Origin of the sequence: Rhizobacter sp. Root1238 (assembly GCF_001425825.1) — a bacterium.
Taxonomy (GTDB): domain Bacteria; phylum Pseudomonadota; class Gammaproteobacteria; order Burkholderiales; family Burkholderiaceae_C; genus Rhizobacter.
Genome location: NZ_LMDM01000004.1, coordinates 52,877 through 76,583 on the forward strand (window position 1 = coordinate 52,877; position 23,707 = coordinate 76,583).

Here is a 23,707-nt window from a genome sequence, read left to right on the forward strand (position 1 = left end):
GGATCGTTGCCGCGACTTCGCCTTTATCCTCCGGTCGGCGCCGCCTGTCCGTCACCGAGGCGACGCAGCAGCTGCGCCGTCGCCGCATCGGCCGGGAAGAAGGTCTCCAGCGCCAGCTCCGACAGCGTGATGTCGACCGGCGTGCCGAACACCGTGGTCGTGCTGATCAACGACAGCACGCCGAGAGAACTGCGGATCTGCAGCGGCACCGCCACCGCGCTCCCGTCCTCGCCACCCGGCGGGCTGTCGTCGCCAGGATAAGCCTGCAGCTCGTCGAGCAGCGCGGCCAGCACCGGGTCGCCGCTCGCCAGGACTTGCGTGCGCAGCCGTGCGAACAAGTGGGTGCGCCACGCGTTCAGGTTGACGATCTTCGGCGCCGCGCCCTCGGGGTGCAGGCTGAGCCGCAGCACGTTGACCGGCGGCGCGAGCAGGTGCGGCGCGATGCCGTCGAGCAACAGCAGCATCGACCGGTTGTGGGCCAGCAGGTTCCAGTGCCGGTCGACGGCCAGCGCCGGGTGAGGTTCATGCGCCCGCAGCACCAGCTCGACGGCGTCGCGCGCGGCCTTCAGCGCCGGGTCGTCCAGCGTGCGCTCGCGGTACAGCGGCGCGAAGCCGGCGGCCGTCAGCAAGGTGTTGCGCTCGCGCAGCGGGACATCGAGCGCCTCGGCGAGGTGGGGCACCATCGCGCGGCTGGGCGCCGCGCGGCCGGTCTCGACGTAGCTCAGGTGGCGGGTGGAGATGTCGGCACCGTTGGCCAGGTCGAGCTGGCTCAGGCGCCGGCGTTGCCGCCATTCGCGCAGCAAGGTGCCGACCGGCGGCGGGCTGGAGGGCAAGGCAGTGTGCATGCGGCGCACGATAGCGCAGCGGCTGCGTGGGGGCCATGACCTCGCCGGTCATGCGAGCAGGTCGTCAAAGTTCAGACTGGTGGCGTATGCCGTTGGCATCGATCCGGCAGCACCACTTGACGTGCGCGGCTCAACCTGACGACTGATTGGCTTCCACGACGCCTGACGCAACCAAGTTGTCCGACTGACCTTGTTCGTCCGAATCCTCCATGAACACGATCACTTCCTGCCCGTTGCGTAGGCGAACCATTGCGCCGTCAGAGGCAATCTTTGTGTCGGTTGCGGACAGCAGCACAAGATCCGGCTCCAACGTCTCGTTGAAGTCAACGCAAAACAACATAGTCAGTCCTCAAAAGCCCCGGAGTGTGGGCGGCACGGGGTTTGGAACGGTGGGAGAAAAAAGTCGTTCCCAGCTGTCAAGCAAGCTTGAACCCAGTACTACAAGGGCCGGCGAATTCAACGTGCGCCGCCCTTCTTCAACGAGCTTGTTGGCTAGCGCCTCGCGCTGGGCATCGCCGAATGCCCATGCAGGAGTAAAGACTGCACTCGAAATGGCTTGACCGGGTTCCGCTAGCAGCGCAAGTAGCTGATCAACGACACGCTCCTCGACCCGCCCCAACAAATACAGTCGGCGATCCTGATCGTCGTCCCACGCCACAGCTTTGAAGTAGTGGGCGAAACCACTCTCGACTCCCCGCACGAAGCCTTCAGTAGGCCCGTCATAGAACCCGAGAGCAACTAGCCTTGGACTTGATGCCTTCATACTGGCTCGCTCCTTACTGACGACCGAACGCTTCGTTGAAGGCTCGCGCGCGCTCAGGCGTCACAGGCTTCGGAAGTTCGACCGTGTGGTGATTCGGGTCGTTTCGGGTCGGGGTGTGACGTACGTTCATGCCGCGTGCTTCAAGGGCTGCGCAACTTGCCGAAGAGCAGGCAGTACCCGCTGGCGGCTTTGTTGCATAGCCATCAGTTGAAGTGCCAATGAGGAACGAACTGTTCCGCAAGATGACATTCCTTGCGGCGGCGCGCCTTGATAAAACTCGGGCAATGGTCCTTCTTCCGAGGGTGGCCTCAAAGCTGACGTGCAACGCCGAGCAATGAGTAAAGGCGGCGCACTTCAGGCTTGAGGTCGACTTTGAAGGCACGCCCCTTTGCGGCAACTACTCAGCCTTCTCTTGCCATCTTCTTCTCGCAGAGTTCAGACTCTCATGGTTCGCACCACCCGCGTAGTCTGGATCCGCAGATTGCACCGGGTCATCCTCCCAGCCGCAGACGTCGCAGATTTCATAACTGCCTAAGGCGCCTAACGCTCGAGAGCCACAGCAGGGACAGGGATGCAAGTCGTCGATAGCTGCGCTCATTGCTTGTTCCAGTAATTGATGCCGTCTGTCGGCCTAAACATTGTCTTTGGTGCACTGTCCGCCCCTCTAACCAAAAAGGTGTTGGTGGCTTGGTCGTACATCAAGGTTTCCGCTCCACGCGCCTTCGTCAATGCGCGGGCAGGTGGATGCGCTGCCAACGAATGAGCCGCTTCAACGTATTGCTTCGAATTCGCCAGTTCCGGGAACGGCTCCACCGTCTGCTTGATCGGCGTGCCGTACGCGTCGTACTCGTAGCTCACCGTGCGCGTCACCGTCTGGACGGCCGTCTGCGCATGAGACACCGAACCGAGGGCGGCAAGCACCGGCAACGACACAAGGAATCTGCAAGCCGTCCGGAGCGCAGCAATGCCGCAGCTCACCACGGCCGCGTGGTGTGTTCTGAACAAGAGAAGTCTCCAGGGAGGGCTGGACGTGACGGAATGCACCTCCCGCTTTTGTGAGCGGGTCGGGCTCGGGCGCATCAATCGATGCGGCGACCGTGGGTCGGCACGTTAACCAGTGTCGCGAGCCGCGTCAACGGCTCGACGGGCCAGTCATCGTCAAGATGAAGGAGGCGTCAAGCCGCCACGGCCTTGCGCTCGACGATCCGCGGCAGCCGCACCACCGCGCGCAGGCCGTGCGGCTGCACCGCCTGCAGCTCGACGGTGCCGGTGTGCCGCTCGACGATCTCCTTGACGATCGCGAGCCCCAGCCCGCAGCCGTTGCCTTCGTGCGTCGCGCGGGCGAAGCGCTCGAAGACCCGCTCGCGGTCGGCCTCGGCAATGCCCGGGCCGTTGTCCTCGACCTCCAGCACCGCCTGGCTGTCCTGCGCCGACAAGCGCACCGTCACGACGCTGCCGTCGCCGGCATAGCGGATCGCATTGTCGACCAGGTTCAGCAGCGACTCGCGCAGCAGCAGCGCATTGCCGTGGATCTCGATCGGCTTCTCGTCGCCATCGTCCAGCCCGAGGTCGACGCCCGCGTGCCGGCCGCGCGGCACCAGCTCGGCCGTCACCTCGCTGGCGAGGCGCCGCAGGTCGACGCGGGTGCGCCCCTGCGCCGCCACCGATTCGGGCTCGGCGCGCGCCAACGTCAACAGCTGGTTGATCAGGTGGGCGCTGCGCGTCGCGCTCTCGTGCACGCGGCGCAGCCGCGCCTGCAGCGCGGGGTTGTCGGTCTCGGTCAGCGCGAGTTCGGTCTGGCTCTTCAGCCCCGCCAGCGGCGTGCGCAGCTGGTGCGCCGCATCGCTGATGAACCGCTTCTGCACCGACACGTTCTCGTGCACCTGGGCCAGCAGGCTGTTCAGCGCCTTCACCAGCGCACGCACTTCCTCGGGCGCGGCTTCGAGCTTGATCGGCGCCAGGTCGTTCGGCGCGCGGTCCTCGACCTCGGCGCGCAGCCGCGCCAGCGGCGCCAGGCCGGTGCGGATGCCGCCCCAGACGATCACCGACATCAACGCCACCAGCCCCGACAGCGGCAGCGCGGTGTCGACCAGGATCTGGCGGGCGAGTTCTTCGCCGCTGGCGCGGCTGCGCGCCACCTGCACCAGCATGCGCTGCGGCGCGTTCTCGTCGCCGAACGACAGGTACATCGCCGCGACGCGGATGCCCAGCTGCTGCGTCTTTTCCTGCGGAGTCCGCTCCTTCATGCTGCCGTTGTAGAAATAGGTCTCGCCCAGCCGCGCATCGGTGACCGGCGGCGGCGGCAGCTTGTTGTTGCCGAGGATGAACTCGCCCGGCGGCGTGCTGACCATGTAATACACCCGGTCGTCCGGGTCGGCCTCGATGATGTCCTGCGCGGCCTTCGGGAAATCGATGAACAGCCCGTTGCCGATCGGCTTGACCTGGCGGGCGAGCGAGCGGGTGGCGGTCTTCAGCGCGGCGTCGATCGCGCGGTTGGCGTAGCGGTCGGCGACGTTGTAGGTGACGTAGGCGGCGGCCAGCCACAGCACCAGCTGCGGCAGCAGCAGCCACAGCAGCAGGTGACGGTGCAGCGAGCGGGTGCCGGGCGTCACGCCGGGCACGCGGCGCAGGGCCAGCTTGAACGGGGAGAGCATCGACGCCGGGCCGTTCCAGTCAGGCCGCTTCGGCTTCCAGCAGGTAGCCCAGCCCGCGCACCGTGCGGATCGCGAGGCCGGACCCATCGAGCTTGCGCCGCAGCCGGTGGATGTAGACCTCGATCGAACCGGCGTTCGCATCGCCGCGCTCCACCGCCCAGGCCTCGGCGATCTGCTCCTTCGTCACCACCTTGTCACGTTGCGTGAGCAGCAGGTCCATCAGCATCCATTCGCGCGGCGACAGCTCCATCGCCTCGTTGTCGATCGCGGCGCGGCGGGTGTCGCGGTCGAAGCTCAGGCGCCCCATCTCCTGCGCCGACGCGGCCGCCGCGCTGCGGGTGCGGCGCAGCAGTGCGCGGATGCGGGCTTCCAGTTCGGGGAAGTCGAAGGGCTTGGTCAGGTAGTCGTCGGCGCCGGCGTTCAGCCCGGCGACGCGGTGGTCGAGCCCGTCGAGCGCGGTCAGCACCAGCATCGGCAGCGTCGGCCGGGCGGCGCGCACGCGCTTCAGCACCGTCAGGCCGTCGACCAGCGGCAGGCCCAGGTCGAGCACGCCGAGGTCGAACTGCTGGCGCAGCAGCAGGTACTCGGCGACGGCGCCATTCGGGGCCACGTCGACCTCGAAGCCGGCCAGCGCCAGGTTGGCGCTGAGGGCATCGGCAAGGATGGCGTCGTCTTCGGCGAGCAGCAACTTCATGGGCGAAGCTTACCGACTTCAGTGGCGAATCCGCATCGCCGGATACCCGAACGGCCCTGGCTGCTGGCACACTGTGGCGAACCTCGACTGCCCCGGTGGCCCGCATGCACGACCACGCTGCACTGATCCAACGCTTCTACGAAGGCTTCTGCCGCCGCGACTGGTCCGCGATGGCCGGTTGCTACCACCGCGAGATCCACTTCACCGACCCGGTGTTCGACCTGCACGGCCCCGACGCCGGGATGATGTGGCGGATGCTCTGCACCAACGGGCGCGACCTGCGGCTCGAGTACACCGGCATCCAGGCCGACGACCGCCAGGGGGCTGCGCACTGGGAGGCGAGCTACACGTTCTCCGCGACCGGGCGCAAGGTGCTGAACATCATCGATGCGAGCTTCGAGTTCCGCGACGGGCTGATCGTGCGGCACGTCGACCAGTTCGATTTCTGGGCCTGGTCGCGGCAGGCCCTGGGAGCGCCGGGGTGGGCACTGGGCTGGTCCGGCTTGCTGCAGAACAAGATCAAGGCGAAGGCGGCCTTCAACCTCGCCCAGTTCAAGGCCAAGAACCCGAGTTGATGACCACCCCTCGGTCGATGGGTACATCGACCGATCCCCCAGGGGGATCCGGGCCGGCTTGGGGCGGCCCGGCGCTCGACCCGGTCAGGCCATCCCGCCGTTGATGCCGATCACCTGCCCGGTGATGTAGCCGGCCTCGTCTCCCGCCAGGAACCCCACCAGCGCCGCCACCTCGTCGGCCTTGCCGGCCCGCTTGGCCGGCACCAGCTGCGCGATCGTCTTGTCGTCGAAGGCCTGCGCCGCCATCGGCGACGCGATGATGCCCGGCGCGACCGCATTCACCGTGATGCCGCGGCTCGCCAGCTCCAGCGACAGCGCCTTGGTCGCGCTGTTCAGCGCGCCCTTGGCCGCCGCGTAGTTCGTCTGCCCGCGGTTGCCCATCACGCCGGCCACCGACGAGATGTTGATCACCCGGCCCCAGCGCGTGCGGATCATCGGCATCACCAGCGGCTGCGTCACGTTGAAGAAGCCGTGCAGCGACACGTCGATCACGCGGTGCCATTGCTCGTCGCGCATCGCCGGGAACACCGCGTCGTCGTGCAGCCCGGCGTTGTTGACGATCACCTGGATCGCGCCGGCCTCGGCCAGCGGCAGCAGCACCGCGTCGCAGGCCGCGCGGTCGGTCACGTCGAAGCAGACCGCCTCGGCCGAGCCGCCGGCGGCCTTCAGCTGCAGCGCCAGCAGCTCGACCGCATCGGGCCGCGAGTTCGCATGCAGGATCACGTGGAAGCCGTCGCGCGCCAGCCGGCGTGCGATCGCGCTGCCGATCTCGCCGCTCGCGCCGGTGACCAGCGCGCGCCGCAGGGCAGGGGTGTCGCTCATGAGGGGTCTCCTGGTGTCGATCCTGAGGCGAGCGCCGGGTTCAGCACGACCGCGGCCCGCCCGTCGGCCACCGGCTCGCCCGCATGCTGCACGCGGAACGCATAGAGCAGCTGGTGTGCATCGCCGGCGACCCGCTCGGCCACCACTTCCAGCGCACCGGGCAGGTCGTGCAGGTGCAGCCGGTGGCAGTGCACGCCGCGCGCGCTCGCGAGGAAGCCGGGCGAGGGCGCCGTGCCGGTCGACTGCGCGAGCAACGCGCCGTGCAAGGCCATCGCCTGCGCGGCGTATTCGATGGCGTTCGTCGCGAGCAGGCCCGACGCCGTGCGCAGCGGGTGGCCGGCGGCGCGGTGGCCGGTGGCGCGGCAGCGGATGGTCTGCGCGTCCCAGGCCAGCAGCCCGTCGAGCAGGCACATCGACCCGGCATGCGGGATCAGCGCCGCGATGCCGCGCTGGTCGAGCAGCAGCGGTTCGTCGCTCACGGCCTCGACACGTCGACGCGCAACGACAGGCCCGTCTGGCAGTCGAGCACGACATGGCCCGCGCCGCCGCGGGCAATCAGTTCGAGCAGCGGCAGCGCGCGCGCCGCGGGAATCTGCTGGCGCAGCGCTTCGAGCCCGGCGTCGCTGCAGGGCGTCGACGCCTGCGGCGGCTGCGCGGCGAGGGTCAGCCGCGCGAGCGCGCCATCGCCCCGCGGCTGCAGCACCAGCGCGATGCCCAGGCTGTCGGGCAGCGGCCGTGTCGCGTTCAGCGGCTCGGGGTAGGGCGTGTCGCTCGCGACCAGCAGCACCGGCTGCGCTTGCGCCGGCGCCCGCCCATGCAACTGCCCGGCCGCCTCGATCAGCCCGGCCGCGAAGCTGGTGTCGAAGCCGCACAGGCTGGTCGACGCAGCGCGGCCGGCGACCGCGATGTGCCAGTAGCCGGCGGCGGCGTTGTGCACCGAGTTCGTGAAGCGCGTCGGCGACACCAGCCGGTCGCTGCCGGCCAGCGCCTCGCACAGCGCATGGCAGTTCGCGCCGTCGCCGCTCGACGATGCGAACACCGTGGCCGCCAGCGCCGGATCGATGCCGCCGCGCTGGCAGGCCTCGTCGGCCACCGCCAGCGCGATCTTGATCGCGGCGCCGGCGCGGCGCCGCTCGGCGGCCGGCAGGCGCGCCGGTGGCGGCACCGCGGTCGGCGTGCGCGTGTAGGCCAGTTGCCCGCCCAGCACCTGCGCGCCCTGCGCCCAGTCCGTCAGACCGGGGCCGCACAGCCCGATGCCTTGCACGAAGAGCGTGGCCATCAGGCGGCTCCGAGCACGAGGCTGGCGTTCGAGCCGCCGAAACCGAACGAATTGCTCAGCACGCGGCGCAGCGGCGCGGCGCGGCTGTGGTCGACGTAGTTCGACTGCAGCTCGGCATCCGGCTGCCGGCGGTTCAGCCCGCCCGGCAGCAGGCCGTGCTGCAGCGCCAGCAGGCTCAGCACCGCTTCGACGCCGCCGGCCGCGCCCAGCGTGTGGCCGGTCGCGCCCTTGGTCGAGCTGCAGGGCGTCGCCGGGCCGAACACCGTCTGCACCGCACGGTCTTCGGCCGCGTCGTTGTTGTGCGTCGCGGTGCCGTGCAGGTTGATGTAGTCGATGTCGCCCGGCTGCAGGCCGGCACCGGCCAGGGCCTGCTGCATCGCGGCGACCGCGCCGCCGCCGTCGGGCAGCGGCGAGCTCATGTGGAAGCCGTCGCTGCTTTCGCCGACGCCGAGCAGCCAGCCCTGCAGCTCGGCCCCGCCCGGCGACGGGCGCTCCAGCAGCGCGAATGCCGCGGCCTCGCCGAGCGACAGCCCGTTGCGGCCGGCATCCCAGGGCCGGCAGATCTGCGGCGACAGCAGCTCCAGCGAGTTGAAGCCGTACAGCGTCGTCAGGCACAGGCTGTCGACACCGCCGACCACCGCCGCGTCGATCCAGCCGAGTTCCATCAGGCGCGCCGCGGCCGCGAACACCTTGGCGCTGGACGAGCAGGCGGTCGACACCACCCACTGCGGGCCGTCGAGCTGCAGCGCGAGCGCGACGAAGCGCGCCAGCGAGCCGGTGTTGTGCGTCTCGGCGTAGTGGAAGTCGGCCGGCAGCGCGCCATCGGGCCCGCGGTGGCGGTAGGCATGCTCGGTCTGCAGGATGCCGGAGGTGCTGCTGCCGAGCAGCACCGCGACCCGCTGCGCGCCATGGCGCTCGCGCGCCGCACGCACCGCGGCCCGGAAGCCGTTCTGTTGCAGCCCGAGCCAGGCGAGGCGGTGGTTGCGGCAGTCGTAGGCTTCCAGCTCGGCCGGCAGCGCGATCGCATCGACGCCGGCGACCTCGCCGACGTGGCAGTTCAGCGCGACGTCCTCGAAGCGGCACGGCGCGAGCCCGCTGCGGCCGTCGCGCAGCGCCTGCAGGTGGGTCTCGTTGCCGGCCCCGAGCGCGCTCGTGACCGTCATGCGGGTGATCGCGACCGGCTTCATGTGGCAGGCGAGGTGTTGATTGCCGCGACCTGCGGCGGCGCGGTGCAGGCATCGTCCAGCCGCACGAAGCGCAGCCCGGCCTGCTGCGCCTGGGCGATCAGCGCGGGCAGCACGTCGAGCACCACCGGCCGGCCGTCGGGCGTGCTGGCGCAGTGGCCGTCGTGCAGCAGCAGGATGTCGCCGCCGCGCAGGCCGCGCGTCAGGCGCGCCAGCACGCGCTGCGCATCGCCGTCGCGGGTGTCGAAGCCGCGGCGCGTCCAGCTGGCCAGGCGCAGCCCCGCGCGGTGCAGCAACGGGCCGAGGAACACGTTGCGCAGCCCGGCCGGCGCGCGGAACAGCGTCGGCGGCTCGCCGGTCGCGCCGTGCAGGAACGCTTGCGCCTGCTGCAGTTCGCGCGCGATGCGGCGCGGGCCGAACACCGAGAACGCATGCGGATGCCGCCAGCTGTGGTTCTGCACGCCATGGCCGCGCCGCACGATCTCGTGCAGCAGGCCGGGGTGGGCCGCGGCGCGCTCGCCGATCACGAAGAAGGTGGCCTGCACGCCGGCCGCGTCGAGCAACGCCAGCACCTGCGGGGTCAGCACCGGGTCGGGCCCGTCGTCGAGCGTCAGCGCGATCTCGCCGCGCGCGGCGGCCGCGGCCGGCAGCCGCGTCAGGTTGTCGCCCAGCCAGTTCGACCGCGGCCACAGCCCGAGCAGCGTGATCGCGAGGTGGTTCAGCACGACCGCGCCGAGCGCCCAGGGCCACGCGGCGGGCGTGCGCAGCACCGCCAGCAGCGCCACCAGGTGCAGGCCGGCGCTGAGCAGCAGGAAGACGGGAACGGGCCAGGTCGTCACACGAAGCGAAGGCGGGGGCGTCGAACGGGGGAGCGACGTTGAATGCTGCAAAGGCGACATCGATTTTGGGGGCGAGGAGCTGTGCCGCCAGCAGGGGAAATCAGGGCCCGGATTGTCCCACACCGCCCGCGCGGCGGGCCCAGCTGGCGGACAGCAGCAGGCACAGCGCGGTGCCCGGTGCGACCACCTCGCCGAGCGCGACCAGCAACGGCACGCTGGAGGTGCACAGCAGCGCGAACGACGCGACGATGGTCAGGTTGGCAAGCAGCAGCGATGCGAGCGTCTCGGTATCGGCCTCGCGCGCATCCTGCTGCGCGAGCTGGTCGAAGAACAGCGCGTAGTTGGAGCCGACCGCCACCACCAGCAGCAGCCCGACCAGGTGCAGCACGCCGAGCGCGACGCCGGCGAGCGTGAGCCCGGCCAGCACCAGCACGACGCTGGCCGCGAGCGGCAGCGCGACGCGCCACAGCCGGCGCAGCGAGCGCAGCCCGGCGTACAGGATCAGCAGCACCGCCAGCGCGCCGAGCGCGCTCTGCCAGAAGGCCTCGCGCAGGTAGCGGGCGTACAGCGCATCGAGTTCGGGCTGGATCTCGACGACGCGGGTGTCCGGCAGGCCCTGCATCGCGTCGCGCAGCCGGGCCGCGGGCAGCGCCTGCGTGCCGGCGCGCAGGCTCAGCAACACGGTCCACGGCCGCCCCTGTGCCGCCGGCAGCAGCTGCGCCTGCAACGCCGTGGCGAGCGGCGTGCCGTCGTAGTCGGCGCGGGTCAACGGCCTGGCTTGGCGCTGCGCCTGCACGTCGGCAATGAAGGGCTCGAGCCGGTCGGCCGGCAGCAGGCCGTCGACGGTCGCAAGCTTCACCCGGGCGCGCAGCGTGTCGGCATCGGGCAGCGCGGCCCGGCGGGCGGCCTGTGTCGCCTCGGCCGGCAGCAGCCGGGTCGGCGATTCGTAGCCGGCAAGCAGGCCGGCGGCCACCAGCGGGTCGAGCCGCGCGCTCGCCTGCTCGGCGCGCTGCAGCGCGGTCGCTTCGTCGGGCGCCTCGATCGCGACCAGCGTGCCCAGTTCGGCCGCGCCCAGGTCGGCGCGCAGCGAGGCGTCGAGCGTCAGCGCCTTCGCCGACACCGGGCTCAGGTGCGTGAGCTGGCCGCGCCAGGCGCTCGGCAGGCACAGCAGCAGCGCCAGCGCCGCGGCACCGAGGCCGCCCCAGAACCAGCGCAGCCGCGGCAGCGCGGACGCCATCCGCGCGGTGGCCTGGCCGAGGCGCATCCGCAGGCCGAGGCCGGGCGCGCCGTCGGGCGCGAGGTCGACCAGCAGGTAACGGGTGGTCAGCGCCGCGGCCAGCAGCCCGGCCACCGAGAACACGCCGAGCTGGGCCAGCCCGCCGAAGCCGGAGAACACCAGCGCCGAGAAGCCGGCCAGCGAGGTCAGCAGGCCCCAGCGCACGGTCGGCCAGTTGTGCCGCCGCCAATGCAGCGCGCCGCCGCCGGGCGCGCTGCCGGCGGCCGGGCGTGCCTGCACCAGGTAGTAGATCGCGTAGTCGACCGCCTCGCCGATCAGCGTGGTGCCGAAGCCGAGCGTCATGCCGTGCACCTGGCCGAAGCCGAGGCTCACCGCGACGGTGCCGGCCAGCACGCCGCTGGCCACCGGCAGCAGCGCGACGCCGAGCGCCTTCAGCGAACCGAACGCGAGCAGCAGCAGCGCGAGCACGATCGCGCCGTCCCACAGCGCGAGCCGTTCGACCTCGGCCTTGATCAGCGTGCGCGACTGCACGCCGAGCACGCCGGCGCCGGACAGGTCGAGCGACAGCCCGCGCGCGGCCCACGGCGCGAAGGCCCGGTGCAGCGCATCGATGGCCTGCGCCTGGCCGTCGAGGTCGGAGCCGCCGGCGCGCGTGATCGCGACCAGCAGCGCGCGCGGCTGGCTGCGCGACACCCACACGCCGGCCTCGACGCGCGGCCCGCCCGACGGCAGCAGCGTCTCGGCGAGCCGCGCCATCTCGCCGGTCGGGTCGCGCCACAGCAGCGGCTTGATCCACGCGCCGGCCGGCGTGCCGAGCATGGCCGTGGTGTCGGCGATGCCGTCGCGCAGGCCGTCGACGCTGAAACGCTGCGCATCGACCGCCGGGCTCAGCAGGTAGCGGTGGCCCATCAGCAGTTCGCCGACCGCCTTCGGCGTGCCCAGGGCGTCGCCGTTGTTGACGCTGTCGAATTCGCCGCCGGTGCGCAGCGCGGCCGCCAGGCCGCGCGAGGCTTCGCCGCGCAAGGCCGCATCGCCACCGCGCACGCCGACCAGCATCACGCGCGCGGTGACGCCGTGGCGAAGCTGCTCGAGCAGCACGCGCTGCTCGGCACTCGGCGACGACGGCAGGAAGGCCGACAGGTCGGCGACGTACGTGGCGCGCGTCGCGAGCCAGGCGCCCAGCAGCATCGCTGCCAGCCACACCCAGGCCGCCGGCCGGCGCAACGCCTGAAGATTCATGGCGCCCGGCTCTCGACGATCTTCATCGTCGAGCGGTCGCCGCCGGCGAGCTGCACCTGCACCTCGGTCAGCGCGGCGCGCACGCCGCTCACCGTGACGCGCGCGACCTGCTCGCGCAACAGCGGTTCGCGCGGCACCATCTCGAGCGTCCACTGGTCGAGGCTGCCGCTGAACTGCAGCGTGAAATGGCGGTCGAGCAATTCGCGGTTGCCGGTCAGCGTGCCGCGCACCGCCTCGACCAGCACCTGCGCTTCGGGCACGGTGTCCAGCGGCACGCTGCGGCTGCGGCTGCCCTGGCTCATCGTCAGCGTGTTGCCGGCCACGGCCAGGCGCTCGCGGCGCGGCTTCAGCGTCTCGCGCACGAAGGTGTCGGGCGCCGCGAAGCTGAGCCGGCCGGACGATTCCAGCGTGCGCGTCATGTCCTGCAGCGTGACCTGGCGCTGTTCGGTGAACGTGGCCTCGCCGGATTTCACCGCGGCCAGCAGCGGCAGCAGGCTGCCCAGGTCGGCGGGCGCGGCGCCCGCGGCGGTGCTCACGAGTGCCAGCAACATCCAGACGAGCCTGCGCACGGGGGTCATGGTTTCCAGAAGTCGTAGAAGTTGAACCAGTTGAACGGCTGCTCGCGGCACAGCGATTCCAGCATGGCCACATAGCGGTGTTGCGCCTCGGCGATGGCCGCATCCTGCGCCTCGCGGCCGGCCGGCCGCTCGCTCAGGTCGGCCAGCGGCATGAAGCGCAGCTCGTAGCGGTTGCCGCCGAGGTACAGCCCGGTCATGAAGACGACCGGCCGGCGCAGCAGCGCGGCAAGCCGGAACGGGCCGTCGGAGAAGGTGGCGTCGTCGCCGAGGAAGGGCAGCCGGTGGCTGACCGAGCGCGCCGAGGCAGCGCCGGGCAGGCTGCGGTCGCCGAGCAGGCCGCCGACGCCGCCGTCGTCGAGCCAGCGGCGCAGCTGCAGCATCGATTCGAGGTGGCCGAGCGCGATGATGTGCAGCGGCGTGTCGGGTGCGATCGCCTTCAGCGTGGCATTGATCATCCGCGCATTCTCTTCGTACATCACCATCGCGACCCGCAAGCCCGCGCGCGACTGGCCGAGCGCGCGCATCACCTCGAAGCTGCCGAGGTGCGCGCCGATCAGCAGCGCGCCCTGGCCGCGCGCGAGCACCGCATCGAGGTGGTCGGTGCCTTCGATGCGGATGTCGAAGCCGTCGAAGCGCTGCTGCAGCAGGTAGACGCGGTCGAGCACGGTGGACGCGAAGGCGTGCAGGTGGCGCAGCCGCTCGCCGAACGACGGCGCGCGGCCCAGCACGCGCCGCAGGTACTGTGCCGAGGCGCGCGACGGCGCGCCGCCGAACAGCAGGAAGTACAGCGCGATCGGGCCGAGCAGCAGCCGCGCGACCGGGCGGCCGAGGCCGACCGCGATGCGGCGCATCAGCGCCAGCGCCCACAGGTTGCTGCGCTCGCGCTGGCTCGTCCAGGAGCTGTCGGCAGGCGTCATCGGGGCGCGGGCGACAGGTCGAAATGGCCGCTGGCGCGGCGCTGCGCCTGTCCGTCGACGACCTGGCCGACCTCGAAGCGCAGCCGTGTCGACGCGGCGTCGACCGCGTCCCATTCGATGCGCAGCTCGGCATCGGGGCCGACCGGCGCGACGAACTTGACCGCGCCGACCTGCAGCGGCGCCAGCGTGCCGCCGTGCGCCAGGATCGCCTCGACGACCTCGGCCAGCAGCAGCACGCCCGGCACGATCGGCCGGCCGGGGAAGTGCCCCGCGAAGGCCGGGTGCGAGGCCGGGATGCGAACGGTGGCGACAGGCATGCGGGTCAGGTGGGCAGGTGCTCGGCCGCGAGCGCGGCCAGCCGCTGCGCCGGCAGCTTGCCGGTGGCGTCGCGCGGCAGCGACGGCAGCAGCACGATGCGCCGCGGCAGCAGCACCGGGTCGAGCCGCAGCCGCAGCGCGGCCAGCAGTGCCTCGCGCGTCAGCGTGTCGGTGACGACGAAGGCCACCGGGCGTGCGATGCCCTCGACCGTGTCGGCCGGCGGCAGCCAGAACGCGCCGTCGCGCACGCCGTCGATGCCGTTGAGCTGGAAGTTCAGGTGCGACAGCGAGCTGCGCTTGCCGGCGACGTTGATCAGGTCGTTGCTGCGGCCGAGCAGCCGGAAGCGTGTCGGCGACAGCACCTCCAGCACGTCGGCGAGCCGCACCGGTTCGGGCACGTGGCCGCCGCTGACGATGCTGTCGGCGCCGTCGCCCGCCAGCCGCACGCCGTCGTAGGTGAGCCAGTCGGCGCCGTCGGTGGTGCGGCGCGTCGCGACCTGGCCGGCCTCGGTGCAGCCGTAGATCTCGATCAGCGGCGCCTGCCACGCCGCCTCGGCGCGGGCGGCCATCTGCGGCGACAGCGGCGCAGTGGCCGACAGCACCAGGTCGAGCGGCGGCAGCGCGACGCCGGCGTCGAGCAGCGTCTTCAGGTGGAACGGCGTGGTCACCAGCACGCGCGGCCGCGGCAACTGCGCCAGCCCTTCGGCGATGTCGGCCGGCAGCAGCGGCTTCTCGGCGGCGAACGACGCGCCGCCCAGCATCGCGAGCAGCACCGTCGATTCGAAGCCGTACATGTGGTGCGGCGGCACGGTGCCCAGCAGGCTGACGCCGGCGAGGCTGTCGCGGCCGAGGTGGTGCGCGATGCGCGCGGCTTCGGCGCGGAGGTTCTCGACCAGCAGGTCCCAGCGCTTGGCATGGCGCGTCGGCTGCCCGGTGGAGCCGGAGGTCAGCACCTGCGCGACGACGGTGTCGGGCGCGAAGCAGGGCGTTTCGGTGATGGAGTCGGCGCGGCCCGGGGCGACGTCGTCGAAGCGCAGCGACGGCAATGCGTGCGGGCCGGCGCCGGCTTCGAGCAGGCCGTGCGTGCGCGGGAACAGGCCGAGCAGGCGCTCGACCATGTCCGGCGTGTGGTTCGGCGGCATCAGGTTGAACTGGCCGCGCTGCATGGCCGCGCCGAGCGACAGCGCGAAGCGGTAGCGGTCGTTGCAGACGGCGAGCACCGCGTCGCCGTCGGGCAAGCGGCGGGCCAGCGCGTCGACGTCGGCGAGGTACTGGCGGCGACTGATCGGCACGCCGGCTCGCCACGCGAGCGGCGCGTCGAGCGGCGCGCCGGCCAGGAGTGGCAACTGCGGCGGCAACGGCGCGGCGGCGCTCATCGCGGGGTGTCGGCGGCAGCGCTCGCGCGGTAGGCGCGCACCGCGTCGAGGAAGGCGACGCGCTCGAACTCCGGGTGCAGCCGGTAGCGCAGCAGGTACTCGACGGCGAACATCGCGACCAGCGAGACCGGCGTCAGCACGTTGGCGAACAGCGACCAGGCGGCGAGCGATGCGAACGCGAACAGCAGGATGGAGCTGCCGGCGATCGCGACGAAGTAGGCGGTCCAGGCCACGGTGACATGACGGGTGTAGACCACCATCGTCGGCTGCATCGGATCGTGCAGCCGGCGTGCCAGTTGCGTGATGAAGGGTTCGCGTTGGTCGAACAGCGTGCGGCCGAACCACCACGCGAGCCCGAGGTGGATGCCGGCATGCTGGGCCAGGTACAGCCACGAGACCGGCAGCCGCGAGCCGTTCAGCAGCACCGCGACGGCCAGCCCCGCGAGCCCGAGCGCGACCAGCCGGTTGCCGGCGTGCCACAGCCCCCACAGCGCGGCACCGACCATCGGCCCGAGCAGCGTCAGCAGTGCCGGCACCGAGCCGGCGTCGCGGCTGACGAGGTGGTGCGCGAGCAGCGCATACGCCCCGAGGCCGACGGCGGCCAGACCCCAGCGGGCATGCACCTTCATGACATCAAACGGTTCGATGGGTCGCGATGTGGCCGGCCAGGCTGCGCAGCGACGAGAAGATGCGCAGGTTGTCCTCGTCGCCCGAGCGCAGCTGGAAGCCGTAGCGCTTGGACACGACGAGCGCCAGTTCGAGGATGTCGATCGAATCGAGGCCGAGGCCTTCGCCATACAGCGGCGCATCGGGGTCGATGGCGTCCGGGGCGATCTCCAGGTTGAGGGATTCGACCAGGAGCGTGCCGACTTCCGGCAACAGAGAGGTGTCAGCTGAACTCATGCAGTCTCGGGCTACTTGCTCGGTGGGTCTGGCTCGGAGCGTCTTGCGAGGGGACTGTGCAATGGGTCCGCACAATCAAAGTGCGCGATTTTAGCGGAGCCCGGGTTGCGGCATCCGTCACAGGCCGTACCATCGCCCGACCCTGGCCACCGTCTGCAGCCCATGCCCGACCGCGCTGACCGCGTTCCGCCCGCACGCTCCTCGCCCGAGTCGGCTGACGGCGTGGTGCACCTGCCGCACGGTGCGCTGACCGATTACTACCCCGACGGCGACAGGCAGGCGCGCGAGCGCTTCATCCGCTCGGCCTTCGACGACACCGCCGGCGACTACAACCGCCTCGAACGCATCCTCGGCCTGGGCACCGGCTCGTGGTACCGGCGCCAGGCGCTGCTGCGCGCGGGTCTGGCGCCGGGCATGCAGGTGCTCGACCTCGGGATGGGCACCGGGCTGGTGTCGCACGAGATCCTGCATGTCACGAACGAGCCGCAGCGGCTGGTCGGCGTCGACCCGAGCCCGGGGATGATGGCGCAGGCCCACCTGCCGGGCGAGGTGCGCTGCCTGGTCGGCCGGGCCGAGGCGCTGCCGGTGCCCGATGCCAGCATCGATTTCCTGGTGATGGGCTATGCGCTGCGCCACATCGAGGACTTTTCGGTCGCCTGCGCCGAGTTCCGCCGCGTGCTGAAACCGGGTGGCCGGCTGCTGATCCTCGAGATCACGAAGCCGGCCGGGCGCATCGCCACCGCGCTGCTGAAGCTCTACATGCGCGGCGCGCTGCCGCTGCTGGCGCGCTTCGTCTCGAAGGCAGAGGGCACGCCGCGGCTGTGGCGCTACTACTGGGACACCATCGCCGCCTGCGTGGCACCGGCCGAGGTGCTGGCGACGCTGCGTGCGGCCGGCCTGCACGATGCGAGCAGGTACGTCGAACTCGGCATTTTTTCGGAATACGGAGCCCGCGGCTGATGAACCTGCCTTCGCATCAACTGACCATGACGGTGCTGATGACGCCCGACATGGCGAATTTCACCGGCAACGTGCACGGCGGCAGCATCCTGAAGCTGCTCGACCAGGTGGCCTATGCCTGCGCGAGCCGTTATGCGGGGCGCTACGTGGTGACGCTGTCGGTCGACCAGGTCACGTTCCGGCAGCCGATCCACGTCGGCGAGCTGGTGACCTTCCTGGCGTCGGTCAACCACACCGGCAACACCTCGATGGAGATCGGCATCAAGGTGGTCACCGAGAACATCCGCACGCAGACGGTGCGGCATGCCAACAGCTGCTTCTTCACGATGGTCGCGATGGACGACGAGCGCCAGCCGGCCACGGTGCCGAAACTGGTGCCGGTGACGCCCGACGAGATCCGCCGCAGCAAGGCCGCCCAGGTGCGGCGCCAGCTGCGCCAGGAGTTCGAGCAGCGCGCCACGTCGATGAAGCCTTGACGTGTCGGATGAGGAATGCACCAATGCGCTCCTCATCAACGACAGAGGAGAGGCGATGAACCTGACGAAGCGGGCTGCGGCCGAACTGATCGGAACCTTCTGGCTGGTGCTGGGCGGATGCGGGAGCGCCGTGCTGGCTGCCGCCTTCCCGAACGTCGGGATCGGCCTGCTCGGGGTGTCGCTCGCGTTCGGGCTGACGGTGCTGACGATGGCCTTCACGATCGGCCACATCTCCGGCTGCCACCTGAACCCGGCGGTGTCGATCGGGCTGGTGGCTGGCGGGCGCTTCAAGGCGTCGGAGCTGCCGGCGTACATCGCCGCGCAGGTGATCGGCGGCCTGCTGGGTGCCGCGGTGCTGTACCTGATCGCCAGCGGCAAGGCCGGCTTCAGCCTGGCCGGCGGGCTGGCGTCGAACGGTTTCGGTGAGCACTCGCCGGGCGGCTATTCGGTGATGGCGGCCTTCGTCTGCGAGGTCGTGATGACCGGCATGTTCCTGGTGATCATCATGGGCGCGACCGACAAGCGCGCGCCGGCCGGCTTCGCGCCGATCGCCATCGGCCTGGCGCTGACGCTGATCCACCTGATCAGCATCCCGGTCACCAACACCTCGGTGAACCCGGCGCGCAGCACCGGTCCGGCGCTGATCGTCGGCGACTGGGCGCTCGCGCAGCTGTGGCTGTTCTGGGTCGCGCCGATCGGGGGCGCGGTGATCGGCGGCGTGCTGTACCGCTGGCTGGCCGGGGCCGACGACAAGGCCTGAGGCGACAAGGGCCGACATCGTTCTTTACACGCGGGCGGCCAACCCGCGGCCGGGCTGCGACGTTGCTCCAGGGCGGCGCCGCCTCCGGCGCCCGGAGATGTCGATGAACCCGAAGCTTGCGTTGACGCGGCTCGCGTTGCTGACCCTGGTGGGCAGCACCTTGTCCGGCTGCATCGTCTACCCACGGCCGTACCACGAGCGGCCCTACGGCCCGCCACCCGGGCCGCCGCCCGGAGCGGTCGTCGTGGTGCCGCAGGCGCCGCCGCCGCGCTATTCGTACAACGACAACGGCCGCGGCCAGGTCACCAACATCGAGGTGCTGCGCCAGCAGGAGCGCCCGACCGGCGGCGGCGCGGTGCTCGGCGGCATCGTCGGCGCCGCGGTGATCGGCGCGGTGATGGGCGGGCGCGGCGCGGGCGTGGTGGCCGGCGCGATCGGCGGTGCGGTCGTCGGCAACGAGATCGAGCGCAACCAGGCGCCGGCCTACGACGTGTTCCGGATCTCGGTGCGGCTGGACAGCGGCGTGTGGCGGCAATTCATCGTCTCGCAGCCGAACGGGCTGCGCGTGGGCGACGCGGTGCGCGTCGAAGGCCCCCGCATCTTCCCCGGCTGATCTACAATCCCGGCTCCCACGAGCAGCAAGGACCGAGGAAGGCAGCATGGTTATGACACCGCGAACTACGCCGGATTTCACGAAGGTTTAGTCGGCCGCGGCTCATCACGTCTTTACTCGTCATCTCTCTCGAAGCGCGGCTCACCCCCGCGCTTTTTTGTTTTCAGGAGCTCCTTTCATGATTTCAGTCCAGTTGCCCGACGGTTCCCGACGCGAGTTCCCCGGCCCGGTCACCGTGGCCGAGGTGGCGGCGTCCATCGGCACCGGGCTGGCGAAGGCGGCGCTCGCCGGGCGGGTCGGGCAGGGCGATGCGGCGCGCGTCGTCGACACCAGCTACCGCATCGAGGCCGACACCGCGCTCGCGATCGTCACCGACAAGGACCCCGCCGGGCTGGACGTCATCCGCCACTCCACCGCCCACCTGCTGGCGTACGCGGTCAAGGAGCTGTTCCCGGAGGCCCAGGTCACGATCGGCCCGGTGATCGAGAACGGCTTCTTCTACGACTTCTCGTACAAGCGCCCGTTCACGCCGGAAGACCTGGTGGCGATCGAAGCCAAGATGACCGAGCTCGCGAAGAAGGACGAGCGCGTCGAGCGCCGCGTGCTGCCGCGCGACGAGGCGGTGGCGTACTTCAAGAGCCTGGGCGAGGACTACAAGGCCGAGATCATCGCCAGCATCCCGTCCGATGAAGACGTCTCGCTGTACCGCGAAGGCAAGTTCGAAGACCTGTGCCGCGGCCCGCACGTGCCGAGCACCGGCCGGTTGAAGCACTTCAAGCTGATGAAGGTGGCCGGCGCCTACTGGCGCGGCGACCACCGCAACGAGATGCTGCAGCGGATCTACGGTACCGCCTGGGCCACCAAGGACGAGCTGCAGCAGTACCTGCACATGCTCGAAGAGGCCGAGAAGCGCGACCACCGCAAAATCGGCCGCGAACTCGACCTGTTCCACCTCGACGAGCACGCGCCCGGGTTGGTGTTCTGGCATGCCAAGGGCTGGTCGGTGTGGCAGCAGGTCGAGCAGTACATGCGCGCCGTCTACCGCGACAACGGCTACCAGGAAGTGAAGGGCCCGCAGATCCTCGACCAGGGGCTGTGGGAGAAGACCGGCCACTGGGGCAACTACCGCGACAACATGTTCGTGACCGAATCGGAGAAGCGCGACTACGCGCTGAAGCCGATGAACTGCCCCGGCCACGTGCTGATCTTCAACTCGCAGATGCGCAGCTACAAGGACCTGCCGATCCGCTACGGCGAGTTCGGCCAGTGCCACCGCAACGAGCCGTCGGGCGCGCTGCACGGGATCATGCGGGTGCGCGGCTTCACGCAGGACGACGGCCACATCTTCTGCACCGAAGACCAGATCCTCGAGGAGTGCGTCGCCTACACGACGCTGCTGCAGCAGGTCTACAAGGATTTCGGCTTCACCGACATCATCTACAAGGTCGCGACCCGGCCGGAACACCGCGTCGGCTCCGATGCGTTCTGGGACAAGGCCGAGTTCGCGGTGATGGAGAGCCTGCGCCGCTCCGGCTGCGAATTCATCATCTCCCCGGGCGACGGTGCGTTCTACGGACCGAAGATCGAGTACACGCTGAAGGACGCGCTGGGCCGGCAATGGCAATGCGGCACGATGCAGGTCGACTACAACACCGCCGAGCGCCTGGGCGGCGAGTACGTCACCGACACCAGCGGCCGCGCCCACCCGGTGATGCTGCACCGCGCGATCATCGGCAGCTTCGAGCGTTTCATCGGCATGCTGATCGAACACCATGCCGGCGCGCTGCCGGTCTGGCTCGCGCCGGTGCAGGTCGTGGTGGCCAGCATCACCGAAGCGCATGCCGACTACGCCCGGGAAGTCGCGAAAACACTTCAAAAACAAGGAGTTAGGGCGGAGAGTGATTTGCGCAATGAAAAGATCACGTATAAAATCCGCGAGCATTCCTTGCAAAAGGTCCCGTTCATCCTTGTCGTTGGCGAGAAGGAGAAGGCAATCGGGGCCGTTGCGGTGCGTGCCCGCGGCAACCAGGATCTCGGCGTGATGCCCTTGGACGACTTCGCAAAGAAGCTCGCCAGCGACATCGCCCACCGGGCCTGAAGCTAGGCAACTCCTGTCCGCCGGCATTCATCGACATCCAAAGTTTGGGCTCCGCTGCCTCGGGGTCCGGTGAAAGGTAAGAACCATCGCTACTTTTGCTGACCGTCGCACTCCCAATGTGGAGCGCAAGCACCGCCTCAATCGCGAAATCATGGCGCCAGAGGTGCGGCTCAACGGTGTGGAGAACGAACCGCTCGGGATCGTCAACATCCAGGAGGCCCTGCGCATGGCGGGCGAACTGGACGTCGATCTGGTCGAAATCGCTGCCCAGGCCGATCCGCCGGTCTGCCGGCTGATGGACTACGGCAAGTTCAAGTACCAAGAGCAGAAACGGGCAGCGGAAGCGAAGTCCAAGCAAAAAGTCATCGAGATCAAGGAAGTCAAGTTCCGTCCGGGCACGGACGAGGGCGACTACCAGATCAAGATGCGCAACCTGCGCCGCTTCATCGAGGAAGACGGCGACAAGGGCAAGGTCACGCTGCGCTACCGCGGCCGCGAGATCACCCACCAGGACATCGGCATGCGCCTGCTGGAGCGCATTCGCGACGAACTGGCCGATGTGGCCGTCGTCGAGAACATGCCGAAGCTCGAAGGGCGCCAGATGATCATGGTGCTCGGTCCGAAGAAGCGCTGAGACCGCAACAGCGTTGAGTTTTTGAGAGTTCAGCGCGCCGGTCTGGTCACCGGCGCGTTGCAAGAAGCCCCTCCAGGCCAACAAGACCGCAAGTTCTTTGCGGGCGCCTGGTGGAGCAACGAAAAAGGAGCAGTCATGCCCAAAATGAAGACCAAGAAGAGCGCTGCGAAGCGTTTCCGCGTTCGTCCGGGTGGCACCGTCAAGCGGGGCCAGGCGTTCAAGCGCCACATCCTCACGAAGAAGTCCACGAAGAACAAGCGCCACCTCCGTGGCTCTGTCGGCGTGCACGAGACCAACATGGGTCACATGGCTCAGATGCTGCCCTTCGCCGGGCTGTGATCTGCAGCGATTGATTCCACGGTCTCAGAAATACTTCTAGAAGGAGAAATCCATGCCTCGCGTCAAACGTGGTGTAACAGCCCGCGCTCGTCACAAGAAAATTCTCGCACTCGCCAAGGGTTACCGCGGCCGTCGCAAGAATGTGTTCCGCATCGCCAAGGAAGCGGTCATGCGCGCTGGGCAATATGCCTATCGCGATCGCCGCACCAAGAAGCGTGTGTTCCGCCAGCTCTGGATCGCGCGTATCAACGCCGCGGCCCGTGGCCTGGGCATCACCTACAGCAAGTTCATGAACGGCATGAAGAAGGCGTCGATCGAGATCGACCGCAAGGTTCTTGCCGACATGGCAGTCAACGATCCTGCCGCTTTCGGCAGCATCGTGGAGAAGGTGAAGGCCCAGCTCGCTTGATGTCGTGATCGCGCCGGTTTGCGCACATCCTGTGCATCCGGTGCCACGCAAGTCCCCGAAGGCTGTTCGCAGCCGTCGGGGCAAGCTCTCCAAGGCCGACCTCGTGTGCGGCCTTTTTTGTTTCTTGAACCGACCATCCACCCTCAACCGATGAACGACCTCGATCAACTGGTGCAGGCCGCGCACGCCGATTTCGCGCAGGCGACTGCACCCGCCGATCTCGAGAACGCGAAGGCGCGCTACCTCGGCAAGGCGGGGCGCGTGACCGAGCTGCTGAAGTCGCTGGCCGGGCTCGCGGGCGACGAGAAGAAGTCGCGCGGCGCCGAGATCAACGCGGCGAAGCAGGCCATCGAGGCCGCGCTGAATGCGCGCCGCCAGGCCCTGGCCGATGCCGAGCTGCAGGCGCAGCTGAAGGCCGAATCGCTGGACGTGAGCCTGCCCGGTCGCAAGCGCGGCGTCGGCAGCGTGCACCCGATCGCACGCACGATGGAGCGCATCGAGGCGATCTTCGGTTCGATGGGTTTCGACGTGGCCGATGGCCCCGAGATCGAGACCGACTGGTACAGCTTCACCGCGCTGAACAACCCGGAGAACCATCCGGCGCGTTCGATGCAGGACACCTTCTACGTCGACATGAAGGACGACGAGGGCCACTGGCTGAACCTGCGTCCGCACACCTCGCCGATGCAGGTGCGCCATGCCCGCGCGCATGCCGCGAAGTACGCCGGCCAGCCGCACATGCCCGACATCCGCGTGATCGCGCCGGGCCGCACCTTCCGCGTCGACAGCGACGCGACGCACTCGCCGATGTTCCACCAGGTCGAAGGCCTGTGGATCGGCGAGAACGTCAGCTTCAAGGACCTGAAGGCGATGTACCTGGATTTCATCCAGGCCTTCTTCGAGACCAGCGAGCTCGCGCTGCGCTTCCGCCCGAGCTACTTCCCGTTCACCGAACCGAGCGCCGAGATCGACATCATGTTCGAGAGCGGGCCGCTGAAAGGCCGCTGGCTCGAGGTCTCCGGCTCCGGCCAGGTGCACCCGCAGGTGGTGCGCAACATGGGGCTCGACCCGGAGCGCCATGTCGGCTTCGCGTTCGGCTCGGGCATCGACCGCCTTGCGATGCTGCGCTACGGCGTCAGCGACCTGCGCCTGTTCTTCGACGGCGACCTGCGTTTCCTCAGCCAGTTCAAGTAACC

The 23,707-nt window shown here is 69.7% G+C and carries 28 protein-coding genes; 10 read left to right on the forward strand and 18 right to left on the reverse strand.

From position 1 onward, the window contains the following. Window positions 1–23: 23 nt before the first annotated feature. The 6 genes from ASC98_RS05045 to ASC98_RS05065 form a co-directional block, all read right to left on the reverse strand. Window positions 24–845 (reverse strand): helix-turn-helix domain-containing protein, encoded by an 822-nt coding sequence (locus ASC98_RS05045; protein WP_056808366.1) that lies wholly within the window; start codon window positions 843–845, stop codon window positions 24–26. 349 nt (window positions 846–1,194) lie between these two features. Then, window positions 1,195–1,608 carry a hypothetical protein gene (locus tag ASC98_RS30070; RefSeq protein ID WP_157597907.1) on the reverse strand — a complete coding sequence of 138 codons (414 nt, stop codon included), beginning with the start codon at window positions 1,606–1,608 and terminating at the stop codon, window positions 1,195–1,197. Between the two features lie 397 nt (window positions 1,609–2,005). Further along, entirely contained in the window at window positions 2,006–2,206 is a 201-nt protein-coding gene (locus ASC98_RS29265; protein WP_200953008.1) for a CPCC family cysteine-rich protein, read from the reverse strand. Further along, window positions 2,203–2,613 carry a hypothetical protein gene (locus ASC98_RS05055; protein ID WP_157597908.1) on the reverse strand — a complete coding sequence of 137 codons (411 nt, stop codon included), beginning with the start codon at window positions 2,611–2,613 and terminating at the stop codon, window positions 2,203–2,205. Before ASC98_RS05055 ends, ASC98_RS29265 begins: the two co-directional genes overlap by 4 nt. Window positions 2,614–2,783: 170 nt before the next feature. Continuing rightward, a complete protein-coding gene (locus ASC98_RS05060; protein ID WP_056808369.1) occupies window positions 2,784–4,262 on the reverse strand; it encodes a sensor histidine kinase in 1,479 nt (492 codons plus the stop codon). Window positions 4,263–4,281: 19 nt separating this feature from the next. After that, window positions 4,282–4,956 carry a response regulator transcription factor gene (locus tag ASC98_RS05065; protein ID WP_056808372.1) on the reverse strand — a complete coding sequence of 225 codons (675 nt, stop codon included), beginning with the start codon at window positions 4,954–4,956 and terminating at the stop codon, window positions 4,282–4,284. 104 nt (window positions 4,957–5,060) lie between these two features. On the opposite strand from ASC98_RS05065, the gene ASC98_RS05070 reads away from it, so the two are divergent. After that, a complete protein-coding gene (locus ASC98_RS05070) occupies window positions 5,061–5,531 on the forward strand; it encodes a nuclear transport factor 2 family protein (protein ID WP_056808373.1) in 471 nt (156 codons plus the stop codon). Window positions 5,532–5,615: 84 nt separating this feature from the next. On the opposite strand, the gene fabG is transcribed toward ASC98_RS05070, so the two are convergent. Genes fabG through ASC98_RS05130 form a run of 12 tightly spaced genes read right to left on the reverse strand, consistent with a single transcriptional unit; the run spans window position 5,616 to window position 16,222 of the window. Continuing rightward, on the reverse strand, window positions 5,616–6,353 hold the full coding sequence (gene fabG, locus ASC98_RS05075) for a 3-oxoacyl-ACP reductase FabG (RefSeq protein ID WP_200953009.1): 738 nt from the start codon (window positions 6,351–6,353) through the stop codon (window positions 5,616–5,618). Then, complete coding sequence (locus ASC98_RS05080; protein WP_056808375.1) at window positions 6,350–6,832, reverse strand: hypothetical protein; 483 nt, start codon at window positions 6,830–6,832, stop codon at window positions 6,350–6,352. The genes fabG and ASC98_RS05080 overlap by 4 nt, the downstream gene beginning before the upstream one ends. Continuing rightward, complete coding sequence (locus tag ASC98_RS05085) at window positions 6,829–7,632, reverse strand: beta-ketoacyl synthase chain length factor (RefSeq protein ID WP_056808377.1); 804 nt, start codon at window positions 7,630–7,632, stop codon at window positions 6,829–6,831. The genes ASC98_RS05080 and ASC98_RS05085 overlap by 4 nt, the downstream gene beginning before the upstream one ends. Then, a complete protein-coding gene (locus tag ASC98_RS05090; protein WP_056808379.1) occupies window positions 7,632–8,819 on the reverse strand; it encodes a beta-ketoacyl-[acyl-carrier-protein] synthase family protein in 1,188 nt (395 codons plus the stop codon). Before ASC98_RS05090 ends, ASC98_RS05085 begins: the two co-directional genes overlap by 1 nt. Continuing rightward, window positions 8,816–9,715: a polysaccharide deacetylase family protein gene (locus tag ASC98_RS05095; protein ID WP_056808381.1), complete on the reverse strand. Its 900-nt coding sequence runs from the start codon at window positions 9,713–9,715 to the stop codon at window positions 8,816–8,818. Before ASC98_RS05095 ends, ASC98_RS05090 begins: the two co-directional genes overlap by 4 nt. Window positions 9,716–9,755: 40 nt before the next feature. Then, window positions 9,756–12,131, reverse strand: a complete 2,376-nt coding sequence (locus ASC98_RS05100; RefSeq protein WP_056819711.1) for an MMPL family transporter — start codon at window positions 12,129–12,131, stop codon at window positions 9,756–9,758. Continuing rightward, on the reverse strand, window positions 12,128–12,682 hold the full coding sequence (locus ASC98_RS05105; RefSeq protein ID WP_157604793.1) for an outer membrane lipoprotein carrier protein LolA: 555 nt from the start codon (window positions 12,680–12,682) through the stop codon (window positions 12,128–12,130). Before ASC98_RS05105 ends, ASC98_RS05100 begins: the two co-directional genes overlap by 4 nt. Before the next feature lie 23 nt (window positions 12,683–12,705). Beyond that, complete coding sequence (locus ASC98_RS05110; protein ID WP_056808387.1) at window positions 12,706–13,626, reverse strand: acyl-CoA synthetase; 921 nt, start codon at window positions 13,624–13,626, stop codon at window positions 12,706–12,708. After that, on the reverse strand, window positions 13,623–13,943 hold the full coding sequence (locus ASC98_RS30075) for a MaoC/PaaZ C-terminal domain-containing protein (protein WP_056808389.1): 321 nt from the start codon (window positions 13,941–13,943) through the stop codon (window positions 13,623–13,625). The genes ASC98_RS05110 and ASC98_RS30075 overlap by 4 nt, the downstream gene beginning before the upstream one ends. 5 nt (window positions 13,944–13,948) lie before the next feature. After that, window positions 13,949–15,319, reverse strand: a complete 1,371-nt coding sequence (locus tag ASC98_RS05120) for an AMP-binding protein (protein ID WP_056808391.1) — start codon at window positions 15,317–15,319, stop codon at window positions 13,949–13,951. After that, a complete protein-coding gene (locus ASC98_RS05125; RefSeq protein ID WP_056808393.1) occupies window positions 15,316–15,948 on the reverse strand; it encodes a hypothetical protein in 633 nt (210 codons plus the stop codon). The genes ASC98_RS05120 and ASC98_RS05125 overlap by 4 nt, the downstream gene beginning before the upstream one ends. 4 nt (window positions 15,949–15,952) lie before the next feature. Beyond that, window positions 15,953–16,222, reverse strand: a complete 270-nt coding sequence (locus tag ASC98_RS05130) for a phosphopantetheine-binding protein (RefSeq protein ID WP_056808395.1) — start codon at window positions 16,220–16,222, stop codon at window positions 15,953–15,955. A gap of 162 nt (window positions 16,223–16,384) precedes the next feature. On the opposite strand from ASC98_RS05130, the gene ASC98_RS05135 reads away from it, so the two are divergent. From ASC98_RS05135 to pheS, 9 genes are all read left to right on the forward strand, one after another. Next, a complete protein-coding gene (locus tag ASC98_RS05135) occupies window positions 16,385–17,182 on the forward strand; it encodes a class I SAM-dependent methyltransferase (protein ID WP_082541880.1) in 798 nt (265 codons plus the stop codon). After that, window positions 17,182–17,658 (forward strand): acyl-CoA thioesterase, encoded by a 477-nt coding sequence (locus ASC98_RS05140; protein WP_056808397.1) that lies wholly within the window; start codon window positions 17,182–17,184, stop codon window positions 17,656–17,658. The genes ASC98_RS05135 and ASC98_RS05140 overlap by 1 nt, the downstream gene beginning before the upstream one ends. Before the next feature lie 55 nt (window positions 17,659–17,713). After that, window positions 17,714–18,418, forward strand: a complete 705-nt coding sequence (gene aqpZ / locus ASC98_RS05145; RefSeq protein ID WP_056808399.1) for an aquaporin Z — start codon at window positions 17,714–17,716, stop codon at window positions 18,416–18,418. 103 nt (window positions 18,419–18,521) lie between these two features. After that, complete coding sequence (locus ASC98_RS05150; protein ID WP_157597909.1) at window positions 18,522–19,031, forward strand: hypothetical protein; 510 nt, start codon at window positions 18,522–18,524, stop codon at window positions 19,029–19,031. Window positions 19,032–19,209: 178 nt separating this feature from the next. Beyond that, complete coding sequence (gene thrS / locus ASC98_RS05155; RefSeq protein WP_056808403.1) at window positions 19,210–21,129, forward strand: threonine--tRNA ligase; 1,920 nt, start codon at window positions 19,210–19,212, stop codon at window positions 21,127–21,129. A 118-nt stretch (window positions 21,130–21,247) separates the two neighbouring features. After that, a complete protein-coding gene (gene infC, locus ASC98_RS05160; RefSeq protein ID WP_255358641.1) occupies window positions 21,248–21,763 on the forward strand; it encodes a translation initiation factor IF-3 in 516 nt (171 codons plus the stop codon). Between the two features lie 135 nt (window positions 21,764–21,898). After that, the gene (gene rpmI / locus ASC98_RS05165; protein ID WP_056808404.1) at window positions 21,899–22,102 is read left to right on the forward strand and encodes a 50S ribosomal protein L35; all 204 of its coding nucleotides are present in this window, start codon (window positions 21,899–21,901) and stop codon (window positions 22,100–22,102) included. Window positions 22,103–22,154: 52 nt separating this feature from the next. Beyond that, window positions 22,155–22,511 (forward strand): 50S ribosomal protein L20, encoded by a 357-nt coding sequence (gene rplT, locus ASC98_RS05170; protein ID WP_047511792.1) that lies wholly within the window; start codon window positions 22,155–22,157, stop codon window positions 22,509–22,511. Between the two features lie 150 nt (window positions 22,512–22,661). Beyond that, complete coding sequence (pheS, locus tag ASC98_RS05175) at window positions 22,662–23,705, forward strand: phenylalanine--tRNA ligase subunit alpha (RefSeq protein WP_056808407.1); 1,044 nt, start codon at window positions 22,662–22,664, stop codon at window positions 23,703–23,705. Window positions 23,706–23,707 lie beyond the last annotated feature (2 nt).